Annotated in this window: 9 protein-coding genes and 1 pseudogene; 1 reads left to right on the forward strand and 9 read right to left on the reverse strand. The window is 67.4% G+C overall.

The window, feature by feature from the left end:
* Nucleotides 1-107: 107 nt before the first annotated feature.
* The 9 genes and pseudogenes from ACWCPY_RS37420 to ACWCPY_RS37460 form a co-directional block, all read right to left on the reverse strand.
* A pseudogene (locus ACWCPY_RS37420) lies at nt 108-523 on the reverse strand (transposase family protein); the annotation flags it as partial.
* Nucleotides 477-1,466 (reverse strand): helix-turn-helix domain-containing protein, encoded by a 990-nt coding sequence (locus ACWCPY_RS37425; RefSeq protein ID WP_451272756.1) that lies wholly within the window; start codon nt 1,464-1,466, stop codon nt 477-479. The gene ACWCPY_RS37425 and the pseudogene ACWCPY_RS37420, both read right to left, overlap by 47 nt.
* A 307-nt stretch (nt 1,467-1,773) precedes the next feature.
* Nucleotides 1,774-2,379, reverse strand: coding sequence for a hypothetical protein (locus ACWCPY_RS37430; RefSeq protein ID WP_451272758.1), 606 nt, complete (start codon nt 2,377-2,379; stop codon nt 1,774-1,776).
* Between the two features lie 29 nt (nt 2,380-2,408).
* Nucleotides 2,409-6,083, reverse strand: a complete 3,675-nt coding sequence (locus ACWCPY_RS37435; RefSeq protein WP_451272760.1) for a S8 family peptidase — start codon at nt 6,081-6,083, stop codon at nt 2,409-2,411.
* A 469-nt stretch (nt 6,084-6,552) separates the two neighbouring features.
* Nucleotides 6,553-10,254 (reverse strand): S8 family serine peptidase, encoded by a 3,702-nt coding sequence (locus ACWCPY_RS37440; protein WP_451272762.1) that lies wholly within the window; start codon nt 10,252-10,254, stop codon nt 6,553-6,555.
* Nucleotides 10,255-11,205: 951 nt separating this feature from the next.
* The gene (locus tag ACWCPY_RS37445; RefSeq protein ID WP_451272800.1) at nt 11,206-12,219 is read right to left on the reverse strand and encodes a TolB family protein; all 1,014 of its coding nucleotides are present in this window, start codon (nt 12,217-12,219) and stop codon (nt 11,206-11,208) included.
* A gap of 62 nt (nt 12,220-12,281) precedes the next feature.
* Entirely contained in the window at nt 12,282-13,589 is a 1,308-nt protein-coding gene (locus ACWCPY_RS37450; RefSeq protein WP_451272764.1) for an MFS transporter, read from the reverse strand.
* Entirely contained in the window at nt 13,576-13,785 is a 210-nt protein-coding gene (locus tag ACWCPY_RS37455; protein WP_451272766.1) for a hypothetical protein, read from the reverse strand. Before ACWCPY_RS37455 ends, ACWCPY_RS37450 begins: the two co-directional genes overlap by 14 nt.
* A 377-nt stretch (nt 13,786-14,162) precedes the next feature.
* Nucleotides 14,163-14,309, reverse strand: coding sequence for an ISAzo13-like element transposase-related protein (locus ACWCPY_RS37460; protein ID WP_451272768.1), 147 nt, complete (start codon nt 14,307-14,309; stop codon nt 14,163-14,165).
* A 986-nt stretch (nt 14,310-15,295) separates the two neighbouring features.
* On the opposite strand from ACWCPY_RS37460, the gene ACWCPY_RS37465 reads away from it, so the two are divergent.
* Nucleotides 15,296-17,527 carry an alkaline phosphatase family protein gene (locus ACWCPY_RS37465; RefSeq protein ID WP_451272770.1) on the forward strand — a complete coding sequence of 744 codons (2,232 nt, stop codon included), beginning with the start codon at nt 15,296-15,298 and terminating at the stop codon, nt 17,525-17,527.

Genomic DNA, 17,527 nt, shown 5'->3' on the forward strand with positions numbered 1-17,527 from the left:
CATCGGGCACGAGATCAGCAGACACCCAGAAGATCCTGCCGACACAACACCCAACTGCCAAGCCAACACACCGATCTCATTATGAAACGATCAGTAAGGGTGGTTGACCCGGAGACGAACGCACGCCGTCCACCTCGGCCGGCCAGGGGCCGGCGGGCCTGGATCTCGGTGGCGTCCAGACGCAGCTCGATCCCCCGGCCTGCGCACGGGCGAGCACATCCGCCAGGGTCGGCAGCCGCAGGCCGGGGCGGTCGGGGACCCCACATCCCCGCTCGGCCAACCGGGCGCGAATCTCGCCGATCGCGCGAGTGATCGTGGAACGGTCGACGCCGCACGGCAGCCCGAGCACCGAGTGCGGAAGCGCACTCCGCAGGGCCACGATGGTTTGACGCCGCGCCGAGTTCCGGCGCCACGTATTGACTCCCCCGCTCATCTCGCGTGAACGTCCTCGGCCGGTGGGTCCGTTGTTCCGGGAGTCAGCTGCCGTCCTGTTCGGCGTCGAGCCAGCCCAGCTGTGCCGCACGGAAGCCCAGCTGCATGCGGTTCTGCACCTTCACGGTGTCCATCATCTGGCGAATCCGGCGCTGCACCGTCCGCATGGAGGTGTGCAGTTGGGTGGCGATCGCTTGGTCGGTGAGGCCTGTCAGGAGCAGGCTGAGTATCCGTGCACCCAGATCATCGATGGCGGGCTCGCTCTGCAAGCGACTCGCAGAGGCGACGAACGGCGTTGCCTTCTCCCATTCGGACTCGAACAGTGCGATCAGCGCGTCGAGCAGGCTGCACTCGTGCACGAGCAGGGCTCCCGCCTTTGCGGCATTGGCGGAGCCGAGGAGTGGAACAATGGCCAACTCGCTGTCCACGATGAAGAGTTTCAGCGGGACTGATTCAGCGATCCGGACCATCTCTCCAGCAGCCCGCGCCCGGATGATTTCATCGAACGACGGAGCTCCCTCGTCGAGTATCGAGCGTTCAATTATCACGCGGTAACGGACACCCCGCTCGATGACCGCGTCGTCGGTCATGTTGCCGGACGAAAAGAACGGCGCCTTGGCAAAGTTCATGACCTCTCTCCGTGCGCCGAGTTGTATGTGTCCGACGCGTTCGCGGATGGCCTCGGTGCCGTGGATCACGTCGACGACCTCCGCTGCGCCACGACCGAGAGTGGTCGCGCGGTAGATTTCGTCGAGGGATTCGAGTTCGAGTTTCGCCAGATTGAGCTCGTTCTGTCGCTGGACCAGGGGCGCCCGCAGCGCCGCCGCCGGTGGGGCGGCGACGAACCGAGTGGTGTCGCCGAGGCTGCGCGCGACGAGCCCCCGGTCTTCGAGCCTGTTGAGGATGCCCACCACCTGACGGATGTCGCAGCCGATGAGTTCGGCAAGTCCGGTGGGTGTGGCGGAGGCCACCGAGACCAGAATGCGGTAGGTGTCCGCCTCTTCGGGGGTAAGTCCCAGCACGTCTGACAGCATGATGTTTCTCCGTCTGTCCGTTGGTGCTCCGGCCTGGCGTCTGTGTCGTGGAAGGAGCGCTCCGGCCTCCCCTTGCCAGCGGGGCGAGGTCACCGGAATGCGGATCCGGGTATGCCGTTGGTCCGGTGCGAGCAGCACCGGACCAACGCCTGATCAAGCGGTGCCCGTTCGGAGCAGTTGCTCGCGAACGGTCCGTGGGCGCAGTCCCCGTCCGCATTCGGTGCGGGATGCGCCGAAAGGCAAGGGTCACGGCCGGTGCGAAGCTCACGTCTCGCCCCGGCCGCGCTCCCTCCGGATCGGGATCGCCTCAGCGCAGTCGGTACGCCTGAGGAATGGTCTGCTTGACGTTGTTCCCCGCGCTGTCGGTCGCGCTGATCCGCAGTGCGACTCCTCCGGGCGTGTGGTCACGCTTCGGATGCTTGATGCGCGCGATGAAGGTGTTCTTCCCGTCACCCTTGGTCATCACCGACTGCCAGGTCTCACCGCCGTCGAAGCTGGCCTGTGCCCGCAACTCGATGACGGTCGGTGGCGTGCTGAGCCGGTCCTGGTAGTACCCGGTGACGGTGATGGGGTGAAGCCTGTTGGCCTTTGCGGTGTTGTCCAGGTCCAGGCCCAGGTCGTACCGCAGGAAGATAAGCGGTTCCGGACGGCACGGGCCGGGTTCCTTGACGACGACGTCCGCGATGCACGGCTGTGGCTTCGGGGTGTCGGACTTGGTCGGACGGTCGGAGGTGTACTCCCATGTGGTCTTGACCCCGTTGGTCTCCGCCTGGAACGAGTATCGGGCCGATTCCGCAGGGAGGTCGTACGCGATGACGTCGGCCTTGCACCCCGCCAGCGCGAGCACTGCTACGGCTGCCGACGCCGCCAGGTTCACCTTCCGGCGCCACCTCGGTGGCACTGCCGCGTTCATCGGAGCAGTCTCCTTTCCCACTTCGGTCATCACCGCCCACTCCTCGACACCAGGTCCGGCACATTGCCGGGCTCGCCGAGCTCGAAGACGAACTCGACCGGGTGGAGCTTTTGCTGGAGTTCGTGGCCGGCGTCGTCGAAGAGGCCTACGCCGCAGACGGGGGGCTCACAGGCCTGGATCCCGTAGATCAAATGGGCGATGCCCGTGTCGTTGAGCATGCCCATCATGGCCTGGCGACCACCCCCGCCGCTGGTCAGGTACAGGGTGGGCCAGAAGCGGTCGCCTTCCCGGCAGCCGGCGCACGGCAGGCCGGTGTCGGCGGTGAAGCCCGACTTGGTGCGGACCTGGGGCACCGCGCCGGGAAGGGACGGACCCTCGTTCCAGTCGATCGTGTTCTTCTTGCCGAGCGCCAGGTCCTGAGTCTCGGAGGAGCCCGACGGATCTGCCACGGACGGCGCGAGATAGTCCCTTACAGACATCTCGAAACGGTCGATCGCGTTGTCGTTCCGCGGCCCGACCAACGTGGTGAACTGCCGCTGACTGTCCGGCTTGGGCAGCATGATTTCCTCTGTCACCGGACCGGACTCGGTAATCCGGTTCCAGCTGAAGTGGGGAATCGCGCCGGGCTGGTCGGCGTGGAAGCGGTGATCGACACGGACGAGATCCCGGGACTGGATCCGGAACGGCAGATTGCCGGGAACGCGACCAGGGGAGTCGAAGGCCAGAGCATAGGCCTTGGACACTTCGCGGCTGCCGCCGAGTCCGATCTGGACGCCGGACTTGGCTCCGCCCTCGATCCGCCGGATCAGTGTGGCGGCCTGGGCCGGGGGTACGGTCACGATCGGCAGCGCTGCGTACGGATCGACGGGCGGGCAGCTGTCGGGACCGTTTTCGCACTTGTACTGTCGGGACGACTCGTACTTCAGCAGGGCGACCCGATCGGTTTCGCCGGTCACCAGCACCCCCACCGCGCCTTCGGAGGCGGCCGCCGCCACTCGCTTGCGAAGTGCGGTGAAGTCGCAGGTCGTCCCGCAGATGTCGGTCGGCTTCAGCAGCACCAGCGCGCCCTTGGCATCGATGTCAGCGAGTTCCTCGGCCGAGCCGGTGCCCGCGTAGACGACGGGCTTCTTCCCGTTGGAGGGCAGTCGGGGAATCTTCGATCGCACGAGGGTGGATACGGGCTTGCCGTCCTTCGTCCACCTCTGGTTACCGCCGTTTATGGTGGTGTCCGGTGTCGCGTAGCGGGCGCCCAGGTCGAAGGAGTCACCGTTCCCCGTGACCTGCATCGTCACTGACGGCGGTACCAGGACATGCTGGCTGTGGAAGTCCAGTGTGCCGAGGCTGACCCTGCCGGCGGTCGGCAGTGCCCACCAGTTCGGTTCACCGGGACCGTATTCGGTGGCCAACTGTGCCGTGATTGCCCAGTCTCCGTCCACGGAGGTCCGTTCGGTCTTGATGCCTGCCTGGTATGTCTCTGTCGGCTCCGGGGTGTTCACCTTGACCGGCTTGGCCTTCCGCAGGTCCAGCTCCACCGTGGTCGCCCCGGTGACCTCCACCTCCGGCACCATCGGTGCGGCCTGGTTGAGTTCGCCGGCCGCGTTCCGCCACGTCACCCCGATGGCTGCCGTGACAGTGCCGGAGAACACCCGTGCCTTGATCGTCTCGCCGCCCGGTGTCGTCAGCGGCTTTTCGTACAGGTTCAGCTTGTCCTCGTCGACCGGGACGATCAGTGCGTTGCCGTACGAGACATCGGTGGCGCCGGCCGGAGGAGTGACCTTGATGGTCAGATCGTGACGGATCGGCTCCACAAAGGTGGAGATCCGCGATGATCCGAGCAGTGCCCCCGCGCTGTCCTTGGCGGTCAGGACGCCGGCGTATGCGCCGTACTGCCCCGAATCGTCCACCACCCTGCCGTCCATGGTCACCGTCACATCGGCCGAACCGTTGGCGGGCACGGTCAGCTGGTCGGCGCTGAGCGTGAACAGCCCGGCCGGTGCGGGCTTGCCCGCGTAGGAAGCCGAGGCGGAGAGCGTGAGAGTGATCGGCTCGTCGGTCCAATTGCTGTAGGTGACCGTCCTCGACACCGGCGAGTGCGGGTATTCGGCTCGGCCGAAGACCAGGTTCCCGTCGGGAATGATCTTCGGATCGATCGCGCGGGCCACGTCCACCCGGCCGGCGCCCTGTGCATACAGGTCGTGCCCGAGGTCCTTGGAGGTCGCCATCAGCAGCGCTTTGATCTGCCGCCCGGTGAAGTCCGGGTGCTGCTGGGCGATGATCGCAGCGGCACCGGCCATATGGGGCGTGGCCATGGAAGTGCCGCTGGCGGACGTGTAGTAGTCGTCCACGGGCTTGCCCATCGAGGTGCCCTTGGCGCGGGCCGCGGCGATGGCGACGCCCGGAGCGGCGATGTCCGGCTTGGCCGCGCCGTCTCCGACGCGAGGTCCGCGGCTGGAGAAGGAAGCCATCTGGTCGCTCTTGTCCACGGCTGCGACGGTCAGCGCTTCGTCGGCGGCACCTGGCGATCCGACCGTCTCGGGGTCCGGTCCGCTGTTGCCCGCGGCGATGACGAACAAGGTGCCGTAGGTGCGGCTGAGAGCGTTGACCGAGCTGCTCAGCGGGTCCGTTCCGTCGCTGGCCCCGCCGCCGAGGCTCATGTTCACCACGTCGGCACCGGACTTGGCGGCCCACTCCATACCGGCGATGACCGCGTCGCCGGCGCATCTGCCCTCGTCGTCACACACCTTGCCGATGGAGAGCTTCGCACCGGGCGCCACACCACGACGCAGCCCGTCGGAGGCCTTGCCGGTACCGGCGATCGTGGACGCCACGTGAGTACCGTGTCCGTGTCCGTCCACCGGGCCGCTCGGACTGTTGGTGAAGTCGGTGGCCTCGGCGATCTGGCCGGCGAGATCGGGGTGGGTGGCGTCGATGCCGCTGTCCAGCACCGCAACCTTCACGTTCGAACCGTTGTAGCCGCGTTCCCAGGCAGCGGGCGCGCCGATCTGCGGCACGGACTTGTCGAGCTGAAGTGTGGTCAGCTCGTTCAGCCACACCTTCTTCACTCCGGCCAGCGGGCCGGTGGCCTGGGAGGCGGCGGACTTGCCGGTGTTCTTCTCCCCCACTTCTCGCCACCACTGGCCGTTGCCCTTGATGGTCATCGAGCGGGCGTTGATGCTCGGCAGGACGGTCTTGGCGGTCGTGCCGACGGCGGTCGCCGCTGTCCGGGCAGTGGCCTTTCCGCTGTACGCGGTGATCACCGGGACTTCACCGGTTCTGCCCTCGGCCGCCCAATCTGCCAGTTTGGCGAGGTTGAAGAGCTCCCAGTCCAGCAGATCGGCCCGGAGCAGCGGCAACGCGTCTGCCGGTACGACGTAGACCTGGTCGTTCCTGGTGACGGTATGAAAGAGAACCGACTCCTGCCCGGCCCGTGTCGCGGGCTTGATCTCACGGACGAACGGCTTCCGGTCCTTGGTGAGGCCGATCTGCACCTTGTCTCCGGTCACCAGCGTCAGTGACAGGTCCGCCCGAGTTCCGGCGGCAGCCTTGAGCAGGCTGTCGCGAACCGACGCGGGCAGGTTGAGGGAAGCAGGGGCAGACGGAGCCGGAGCCGGGTTGGAAGCGTTCGCTGTGGTGCTCGACATGACCGCCCCGAGGGCGGTGATGCCGACGGCCGCGGTGACCAACCGTCGCCTGAGACGCCTCATCTCAAGGCCTCCTGCGCTGCGGTGGTTTGGGGCTCGCCGTGTAAATGGCGCGGCGGATGCATGAGTGTCTCCTACTCTTCGTGAGAAAGAAGTACTTGCTGCATTCGGCAGTAACTTTCGGGCTCCGCACGGACCGAGACAACCGATTGGCAGTGGCGGATCTCTTCCATGTCGCAGACCCGCCACGACATTCGACCGGTAGACCGGCGGAGGAACGCCAAAGCGCCAATGGGCAGGGCAACTCCGGCGCCGGGTCCGGGAACGTGGAGCTGCGCCGATGATGCGGTGCACCGAGCAAACCGGCACTGACGTCAGAAGTGCCGGTTGTTCCCCGCCTTTTGAGGTTGCTACCCGTTTCGGCAATACGGAGGAGCAGCGCGGCACTTGGTTGCCGGCATAACGGGGTGCGCCCCTGGCGCAAGGGCGTGCCTGCGCCAGGGGTGCGGGCGGGAGAGGGTTGCCGTGGAGGTCAGCGAACGGCGTAGGCCTTGATCAGGGTCTGCTCGATCCTGCTGCCGTTGGTGTCCTGTGCCTTGACGCGCAGGGACACATAGCCCGATGCCGGGTTGTTCACGGACACCTTGTAGCTGCCGTCGCTCTTGCTCTTGAGCTTCGCGGGCTGCCAGGTGGCACCATCGTCGGAGGACGCCTCCACCTTCACCCCGTCGATGTCCGGGGTGGCGCCGTTCTGGAGGAGGAACGACAGGGCGAAGTGGTAGGTGGTGCCGCCCTCGGCGGTGTTCTCCGCGTCCAGGTCCAGGCCGTACCTCGGCCAGAGCAGCGCCAGGTCCTCCTTGCCGTTCGCCGGCCGGGCGGACTTGAACGTCCACGCGGTGCCGGCCTTGGTGGACAGCGGGAACCACGCCGGGTGCTCGGTGTCCATGGTGATCCGGTAGGTCGCCGGGTCGGGGCCGACTGGCAGCGTCGTGAGCGAGAACCAGCCTTGTTCCTTGAGGAGTCTGCCGTCCTGGAACAGCCGCACCGTCGATGTGGTGCCGTTGTCGCCCTGGAAGTAGGCGTAGTGTCCGGGCTGGCTGTCGCCCATCTCCATCATGTTGAGGGTGACCTTGCCACCGTCGCGGAACGCAAGGGTGCTCTCCGGTCCGGACGGGCCGTTCGCCGCACCCAGCCAGGTCTCCTCCCGCCGCTCGCCCGGGCTGTAGTTGCGGTTGAGGTCTCTCATGCTGGTGATGATGTCCTTGCGGTCCGGGTAGACCGTGTGCCACCACCCCATGTCCTTCATCGTCGGCCACTTGCTGCCGGTGGAGTACCACTCCTCCCGGTCGGCCGGCGCGTCGTAGAAGTCCACGAGCTGGGTGATGAACGATTCTCCCGGGCGGATCGCCGAGTCGGTGTCGCCGATCAGAGTGCCCTTGGTGCCGCGGTAGTGGGACTTCACCACGGCCGAGTTCTCCGCGGTGACCGCGTCGGTGGGGTCGGCCGGAAGTCCACCGGGAACCATCAGCGCGATGTTGTACACGTAGGGATTCTTCTTGATGCCCTGCAGGCTGATCCGCGTGGGACCGTCGGCCATCCGGCCGAAGAGCACCGCTCCCTCGTCCTGGGTGAGGCTCCAGGCCGGGATGGCAGTGCCGGTGACGCGCGGCACGCTGGTGGCGTAGACGCCGGGCCGGTCGTTGACGATGATCGCTGCCTTCGCACCGGCGCCCGCCACTGCGGCGATCTGGTCGGCAGCCTTCAAGGTGGCATCACGGGTGACGACCGCGAGCTTGCCATCGAGGTCCTTGCCGGCCAGGTCCTCCGGCCGTCCCGTGCCGGCGTCGACCGCCTTGAGTTTGCTGGAGCCGTACAACCGGGCCGCATAGGTCACCGGCTTGAGCGGGAGCGCGCCTCCCGGCCCGCCGTAGGACGCCCGGATCACCGGCGAGTACCTGCGGTCCTGGAAGTTGAACTCGAAGGTGCCGTCCGTCACCGGCTTGGTGGGCACCACATAGGCGTGCTTCGAGAACAGGCTCGACGTACCCTTCATGTAGTCGATCCCTTTCTTGCCGGGGAGGCTCTGGCGGTACCCGAGCTTGTAGTTGCTCGACTGCGACTCCTTGGGGGTCGCGACCTTGACCTCCTTGCCCAGCCGGGCGTCCATCGTGATCGTCCGGTCCGCCTTCAGATCCACGACGGGCTCACCGGCGAGCGTGTTGCTCACGGCCAGGCCCGTGGCCTTGTCCTTCGTGTACACGATGCCCATGACGGAGTAGCGACCCTGCGGCACCGCGACGGTCTTGGTTCCGCCCTGGGGGAAGACCTCGTGGACGACCCCGTTGTCCAGGTCGAACACCGCGAGTTCGGCGGACGCCGGATCTCCGTTCCGGTCGATCGTGTTGAGGGTGAGGTCGACGGTGGGCACGTCCTTCGTGGCGCCGACGGTGGTGCGGATCGCGGTGCCGTCGGCCGCGGTGGCGGTGATGACACCGGTGTAGTCGCCCACGGCGCCGAGTTCGGGGTGGTAGGTCACCGTCACGCTCTCGGTGGAGCCGGCCGGGACCGTCACGCTGTCGGCGCTGAGCGTGAACATGCCGTCCGGCGGGGGTGCCGTCTCTCCTAGGCTGAGCAGGCGGAGCGACAGCGTGGTGTCCGTCGCGGAGGTGTTGACGTAGTCGATCGTCCTGGTGACTGGCATGCTCTCGGTCGACCTCTTACCCATGCTGATGACGGCGGGGCTTGAGTACGTCGTGGCGTCGATCGCCTTGGGCACGTCGACGCGGCCGTTACCACCCTGGTAGGCGTTGTACGAGCCCTGCTCGGCGGTGCTGACCAGCACCTGCTTGAGCCGGTCGGCGGTCCAGTCGGGGTGGCGCTGGACGAGGATCGCCGCTGCGCCGGACACATGCGGGGTGGCCATCGAGGTGCCGTTGGCCGCAGTGTAGTCGGCGTCGATGGGGGTGCCCATCGTGGTGCCAGCGGCGCGCGCGGCGACGATGCCCACGCCCGGTGCGGTGATCTCCGGCTTGACCGCGAAGGTTTCCTTGACCGGGCCGCGGCTGGAGAAGTTCGCGAGCTGATCCTGCTTGGACACCGCGCCGACGGTCAGTGCGTCCTCGGCGGCACCGGGCGAGCTCACGGTGCCCTTGCCCGGGCCCTCGTTGCCGGCCGCGATGACGAACAGCGACCCGGAGGACGCGGTGAGCTGGTTGACGGCCTGGCTGATCGGGTCGGTGCCGTCGCTGGGGACCGAACCGCCCAGGCTCATGCTGATGACGTCGGCGCCCTGGGCCGCCGCCCACTCCATGCCGGCGATGACCATCGACTCGGAGCCCGAACCGGCCGTGTTGAGGACCTTGCCGATGTACAGGTCGGCGCCCGGTGCCACCCCCTTGAGCCTGCCGCCCGATGCGGCACCCGAGCCGGCGATCGTCGAGGCGACATGGGTACCGTGGCCGTGATGGTCGACCGTGTCGGGGTCGTCGGTGAAGTTCTGCGTCTTCTTCACCTGCCCCGCCACATCGGGATGGTTGGGGTCGATACCGGTGTCGAGGATCGCCACCTTGGTGCCGGTGCCGTCATAGCCGGCCGCCCACGCGTCCGGGGCACCGATCTGCGGCACACTTTGGTCCAGGGCGACGTGCACCGGCTTGTCGAGCCAGAGCTTCTTGATGCCGGCGGCGAGCTTCGGCACCTTGGTCCTGGCGGTGCTGTCGTCGTCGACCGCCTCCCAGAACGTCGCCGCCTTCTTCTTGGCTGCGTGCAGCGCCACCGCGTTGGCGCTGGGCAGTTCGGCCTTCTTCACTGAGCCGGCCGGCGCGGCCTGGTCGAGCGCTTTGCCGGCCTTGCCCGGCGCGCCCTGGTAAGTCGCGGTCAGTGGAATGGTGGGGCGGTGTGCGTCGTCGTAGCCGTACTCGACCAGCTTGGTGACGTTGAACAGTTCGCGGTCGAGTTCGTTCGCGGCGAGGTACGGCTGTGCCTTGTCCGGGATGACATAGACCTCGTCGCCCACCTTCAGGGTGGTGAACGCCGCCGGGGTGCCGTCGGCCGCGGGCTCGACCGTCGCAACCTGAACGCTGCCGGCATGGCGTTCAAGCGTCACCACCTCGCCTGTGACGAGGGTGAGCTTGTGTGTGGCGACGACGGGGCTGTTCTGGTGCGGCCGGGCGGCCTTGGCTGTCGGCGTCTCGGCGGCGGTGGCAGCGGGGAGGGTGCCAAGCGTGCCGGCCACACAGGCTGCGGTGAGAATCCCCAGGGCGGTCCGCACTGGACGACGTGTCAGCCAGTAGGATATTGGGGTGGCCGGGTTGGCTGAGGATCTGTTCGGCCCAGTCGGTTGCGAATGTCTCATTGAGGCGATGACCTTCTCTGAGGGGGAGCAAGGGCGCGCGAAAGCCACGCGGTCACGGAAGCTCGGAGCCGCGTCGGATCACTGCGTCGTACCTGGCGGGTGGTTGTGCCAGCCCTCCTGGAATGCCTTTCCATCCGGGTTGACTGTGAGAATGGCGCGGTGGATGCTTGAGCTTTTCCTGCTCTTCATGGGAAAGAAGTGCTTGCTGCATTCGGCAGATACTCTCGGGCTCTGCACGGACCGAGACAACCGATCGGCAGTGGCGGATCTCGTCCATGTCGCAGACCCGCCACAAAGGGCGACCGGGAGATCGGCAGAGGAACGCCAAAACACCGGCGGGAATGCGTCAGCAGCGTCTGGGAGGAAACCGACGACCAGGGGCACGACGGCGACGACGCCGAGGACGTCCTGGAGGGCGGAGACGGGACAGGGAGCAGGTGAGTAGGGCGGCGGCCGGGGTGCCGTGGTCAGCGAGGAACGCGGCCCGCCGTGCCCGCGGTTCGTGCGGCTGCGGGTCATCGACCCGGCTGGAGGTCTCCGCTCGGCACCACACCATCGGCCCGATCCACGAGGCCGAGGCCCTGCACCGGGTCTGGCACCTGTACGAGCCGCTGCGGGAGGTCTGCGCCCCCGGGGCGTTCCCTGCCTGGCACGATGCCTGGTGGGGTTCCTGCGCCCACCGGAGTTCGGCAGGGCGTTCCGTGCGAGCTACCGGTGTGCCGCCCAGAGGGCTCAGGCAAACGGCACTGGGCGGTGTGCCTGATACGGAACGGGCGACGCCGAGCGACGAGTAACAGTGCGCGTATCGCCAACTTTCGGATGTGAGCGGGATCAACCGATCCAGGCCGGCGCCAGGGCCTCGTGCGCCAGGGCCCGAGAAGCGCTCGAGCCATCGGCCGGGACGGTGTAGAGATCGGCGCTGTAGTCGGGTAGCGAGTAGACCAGGTTACGGTCGTCCGACCAGACCGCCTGGTCGTCGACGCTGCGGGATTCCGCGACCGGGTGGTCCTTCATCGTTTCGAGGTCCAGGACGTACAACCGCCAGGGGAGGTTCGTGGGCAGGCCTGGGACGCGCTTCTTGAAGGCGATCTTCGTTCCGTCGGGGGACAGTGAGGGACACTCGACGTTGCTGCGAACAGTGGTGGCCGTCTTGGTGGTGACGTCGCCGTGGATCAGATACGTCTGACCGCCGGTGCCGAGCGTGGCGTAGAAGTGCTCGTCGTCGATGAACGTGACACCCCAGAAGTTGGCGTCGGCGCGGTGAAAAGGCTTCCCGTCCTTGGTGACGGCGTATTCCTCCAGGCTGGGCTGGAGGGCGCCCGTGCGGGTGTCGAGGATCGACGTGCGGGTGGAGAAGGTCTTTTGTGCGTAGCTGTCACCCCCGACGAAGACCGTCCATGCGGCCATGTGCCCGCTGGGCGAAACCCGGGACCGGTTGGGAATTCCGGCGAGAGGTACCCGTCGGGTCACGTGCAGGCCTGAGTCCAGGACGAGCGCAGTGTAGGTCTCCGCGTACACCCCCATCTCAGACTGGAGGCAGATTCCGGTGCCGGCGGTCGCGTAGAAGCGTATGCACTTCACTCCGGAGTAGGTGCGCGGCCCGTCGGGCGCGTCCGCCGGGGCGCTGCTCAACTCGTCGCGGTGCGGCCCATACTTCAGCGAGCGGAAGACGATCCGAGGGGGGCCTCCGGGCGCGAGCGACACCGTGCCGGCTCCGCCCCCGGGCCCGCCCGCCCGGACATGGTTTCTGCGGTCCGCCTGGTTCGACCACCCGACCACACCGGCCACGCTCGCGAGGGCCAGGACGCTGGCGAGGAGCACCAGCAGTTTGTTGCGGTTGGTCATCGCGTCGGCCGCCCGGGCCGTTCGGGGCGCCTTGGTCTCCCGGCGCCTCGTCTGCTGGTCGGTCACTGCCCGTCACTCCCTTTTCCACATGCCGAACCTTCGGCCGTTGAATGCTCGGCTGCCGGGCGCAGCCGTATCGACAACACCAGGCTCAGCGCCAGCGCGAGTGCAGCACCGCTGAGCGCAGAACGGTCGCCCCACGCTGTCCAGGCCGCGCCGAAGGCGATCGAGCCGACGAAGCGTGCCGCGGCCTGGCCGGTCTGCACCAGGGCGAGGCCGCTGGACCGCAGGCCGGCCGGTACGGAACCGGCTGCGGCGGCCATGAGCACACCGTCAGTGGCGGCGTAGAAGGCGCCGTGCAAGGCGAGGGCCGCGTACGGCAGCCACCCGGACTGCACGTGTGTGAGCAGCAGCCCGTACGCCGTGAGCAGCACGAGGTGGCCGCCGATGAATACCCGCCAGCTGCCTGTCCGGTCCGCCCACCGGCCCAGCGGCACCGCCAGCAGCAGGAACGCCACTGCCGTGCCCAGCGGCAGCAGTGCGATCCAGCGGTCGGACACCCCGAGTTGCCGTTGCAGCAGCAGGTAGATGAACGAGTCGCTGACCGTGGCCAGGCTCAGCACCATCGCGCACAGCACCAGGCGGCGCAAGTCGCGGCGGCCGAGCAGGGCGACGGCGGCGCGCAGTGACGGGCGTTCCGCGGCGGACGCCGGCGTGGCGCCCAGCTCCGGGGCGCGCGAGGGCACGAACAACAGCAGCACGATCACGCCCAGGGCAGCCACGCAAAAACTGACCGTGAACACAACGTTGTAGCCCTCGGGGGCCTGACGAAGAATCAGGAACGCGACCAGCGGGCCGAGCAGGGCACCGGTGGTGTCCATCGCCCGGTGCACGCCGAACGCCCGGCCGCGGGTCTCCGGCGGCGAGGACAGCGAGATCAGCGCGTCGCGGGGCGCGGTGCGCAGGCCCTTGCCGGTGCGGTCCATCGCCAGCACCGCGCCGATCAGCGGCAGCGTGTGCACGGCCAGCAGCAGCGGCTTGGCGATCGCGGACAGGCCGTACCCGAGGGCGGCGACCGTCTTGTGGCGGCCGCCGCGGTCGGCAAGGTGCCCGCCGACCAGCCGGACTAGCGCGCTGAATCCGTTGTAGACCCCGTCGAGCAGACCGAATCCGAGCGGGGACAGGCCCAGTCCGGTGACCAGGTACAGCGGCAGGATGGCGGTGACCATCTCCGACGAGATGTCGGTGACGAGACTGACCGTGCCGAGCACGAGCACGGTCGTCGTCACAGCCGACCGCCCGGGGAAAAATCCCCGGGCGGTCGGCGCGGTCGCTGCGGGAGTGCTGCCGCGGCTCTCACTGACGTACATGGTCACCCGGTCCAGATGCGGGGATGCAGGACGCGGGCGCGGCCTGGATAGCAAGCGTCGACGTGCCCACCGGCACCGCACCGACCGCCTGGTAGGGGCCCCCGAGTCCGGCCCGCAGGTCGGCGGCAATGGTGGCCCAGTCGATGGCGGTCGACAAGACGGCGAAGCCGCGCCGGGGCGGACTCCATCCGGGCATGGATTACCTCCGGAAATCTCCTGGTATGCGGTTTGTGACGGCGGCTCACCAAACTTAGAGGGGCATACGCCCTGGTCGAGAAGACGTAGCGTGAACTGACTCGGAACGATTTGGTCCGGTTGGCGTCCCTGAGGTTGCGCGCCCAGCTACCTTCCCTGGCCCTGAAACGAGGCTCCTGACCCCCGGGCCCGGAATGACTGTTGTCCCTGTCAAAGACATGACCTGGGCGTGGCGTCACGGCGGCCCGGAGCACCGTCCGACTTCTGATGAGCGATCCGTACCTTCTGGTGTCCACGCTGATCACGGGGGCGCCGTGTCCAGGAACTCCCGCACTTTGTCGTTGAGGTGCCGGAACCGGTCGTCGCGGCGGATGGCCGCTACCTGCCAGGACCTTGGCGTTGGTTGCCGCGCAGGCTGAACCCGGCCTCCTTCAGCAGCGCAGCCACCGTGTCCCGGCCCACAACGCGACCCTGGGTAGCTAGCTCACGGGCCAAGTGCCGCAGCGACTTCGTCGTCCAGGTCAATGGACCTCTGATCGCCTTGTGTGCCGTGCTCGCCCCAGGGACAGCCGCCCTGGGGCGAAGCCCCGGGTCCTTCTCGGTGAGTGCCGGGCGGCCCCGCCCGCGCGGGGCACCCTGTCATGGGGCTCGGCTCTTTCCTCCAACTCGGCGAGTCCCGGCTGACACACCCCTTGGAGACGTCTGCGGGCTCGGCGACGGCGTCGTTCCCACCGTATGCGAGCTGCTGCGCCTCCGCCCCCAGCTTCGCCCGCAACGCCTCGATCAACCCATCGGTACGCCCCATGTCACATCAACGAGCTGAAATTCCGGAAGCAGCCAGTAGTTCGTCGACGGGCCCTCGCGGACGCCTCATCGCGGAGACGCCGAGGCGTCCGCGACCTTCGGACCCACCGACCGCTCCACGGCCCATGCGGGCACGGGACGTCGCGGTGAGGCCGGTTCCGCACCAGAAGCCACGCCGACCGGGGGATCGACCACGGTCCCCCGGTCGGCGCCTTCGGCGGCCTGGGGCCTGGCCGCTTCCGTCCACCGGCTCAGTCTCCCAGAATGCGAACGTCCGGGGGTGACTCCAGACTTTGAGTCCGTTACGAAGCGTTCGGAGCGGTATCGGTGACCCATACCTGTCCGGCTGTGTTTGAGAAGTTCATCTTTGGTTTGAAACGGTGGGAGTAGACGTTCCTACGCTGCTGGCTGCCATGAATGGCTGCGACAGCACAACGGAAACATCACCGTTTGCCTTTACGGTGGTCTTCGCCGCGATACCGGCGCGTGTGCTGTCGCCCTAACAAGGAAGAATCAGCATGCGCAAAGCGCGCCCAAGCATCCGAGGCGTAATTGCCTCGGCCCTGCTGGCATGTATCGCCCTTCCGGGGGCCGTTTCCGCGGCCGCGGAGACTCCGGACGCCGGGTCTTCGGACGCCGCACCTTCGGTCGCCGCGCCTGCGGCGGTCGTGGGTTCCCCCGAGGTTCCCAAGCCTGACCATGTCGTCATGGTGATGATGGAAAACAAGGGCTACGACGACATCCTCAACAACCCGTCCACCAGGCCCCAGGACCAGGTGCCGTACATCAAGTCCCTGGAAGCTCAGGGTGCGTCGTTCACCGACTCGTACGGCCTCCAGCACCCGAGCCTGCCCAACTACTACTCGCTGCTGTCCGCCTCGGACATCGTCAGGACCAACGAATATCCCGCGCCGTCGTCCGTCGACACCGACAACCTCCCCAACCAGCTGGCGACCCACGGGTACACCTTCGCGAACTACGCCAACCAGGCCAAGCCCACGCAGTGGCTCCGCTACAAGACCACGCCGGGTACTGCGGGCGACCTGAACCCGATGGACAAGCGGCAGGAGCAGTTCCCGAGCACGCCAGAGGGGTTCGAGGACCTGCCCACCGTCTCCTTCTACGTGGGCAACGGCCAGCAGAGCATGCATGACGGAACCCTCGCGCAGGGCGACGCCTTCCTCAAGAAGACCTTCGACTCGTACATACAGTGGGCCAGGACACACAACAGCCTGTTCGTGCTGACCTGGGACGAGGACAACTTCACCCCGGTCAACCAAATCCCGACGATCATGGTCGGGCCGATGGCCAAGGCCGGCGAGTACAGCGAGCGCATCAACCACTACAACGTGCTCAAGACGCTGCTGGACATGTACGGCCTGGACCACATCAACCACACGGCCGACGCGAACATCCCGACGATCACTGACGCGTTCGATCTGTCGCAGACCGACCGCCTGCAGGGCATGGACGGGCGATGTCTGGAGAACCACGTCACCAACCCGGCGAAGCCGGGCGAACTCGGCCTCTGGCACTGCAAATCCGCTGCCACCCAGCAGTGGGCCAGGCACGCGGACGGCACGATCCGCAACGCCGACAAGTGCCTGACGGCGACCGCGGCCGGGAAGACCGGAATCGCCGACTGTGATGGCACCCCAGCGCAGACCTGGCAGCCTGGAACCGACGGCTCCCTGCTCACCCCGGCATCCGGCCTCTGCCTGACCGTCCCCGGCCCGCACACCGCCAACGGAAACCCGGCGGAGCTGCGGGACTGCGACGGCAGGACCGGCCAGAAGTGGCTGGTGCCCGGCTACAACGCGGAGCACTCGCTCACGGTCGGCAGGCCTTCGTTCGTCAAGCCCGGCGACACCGCCACGGTGACGAGCACCTACACCAACGACGTCAGTCCCATGGCGCTGTCGAAGGCCTCCGTCAACCTCACCGTGCCCAGCGGCTGGACGGCTGAAGCCACCTCGCCCGCCAAGGTCACCAAGCTCAAGCCCGGCCAGTCGATCAAGACCACCTGGGCGGTCACCGCGCCCGCGGACGCTGAGCCTGGCGACCAGGCACTGTCGGCGCAGGCCACCTACAAGAACGCGAAGAGCAACGACGGGGGCACCAGCACGATCCGCGTCGGGTACAACCCGGTCGATGTCACCGCATCAGGTCTGGACGGTCTGGTAGCCGGGCACTCCACATCGGTCCCGGTGAAGGTCACCAACAATACGGCAGGCAGCACGGATGTCACGGTGCAGATGGACGTGCCGTCCGGCTGGAATGTGAGCCAGCCGCAGCCGGTCACCCTGAATGCATGGGACTCCAGGACCGTCACGCTCTCCATCACCCCAGCCCAGGACGCGTTCGGCCACGCAACGGTCACGCTGTCCGCCAACGGGGAGTTCCCCACGAGCAGTACGGTGCCGGCGACCGTCGGCAAGGCGATCATGATGGCCGGGGAGACCGACGCCAGCAGCCATGAGTTCGCGCTGGCCCCGAATCGATACAGTGCCTATCCGTCGACGTTCCCCAATGACGTCACCTTCACTGCGGACGTGAGCAACCCGGCCACCGCTTGGAGTTACATCCAGCCCGGGCCTCGCGACTCCTGGGCCGGGAGCAAGTCACACACGTTCACGCTGAACTTCAGTCTTGCCACTGCGCCGAGCAGCGATCTGACGTTCACCACCTGGCTGCAGGACACCAACCCCACTGCCCCGCCCGCGCTCACGATCGGTCTCAACGGGGCCGAGCTGAGCAACGTCCAGACCCCGGCCGGCGGCGGCGGTGGCGCCACATCCGCCAGTAACACCAAGCCGTCCACGCTGAACGTGACCCTTCCCGCCGCCGACCTCAAGGCCGGCGACAACACCATCACCCTCACCACAACCGGCGGATCATGGCTGGTCTACGACGCCTTCGGCATCCGACAGCTTCCATGA

The organism is Streptomyces sp. NPDC002403, assembly GCF_053593015.1.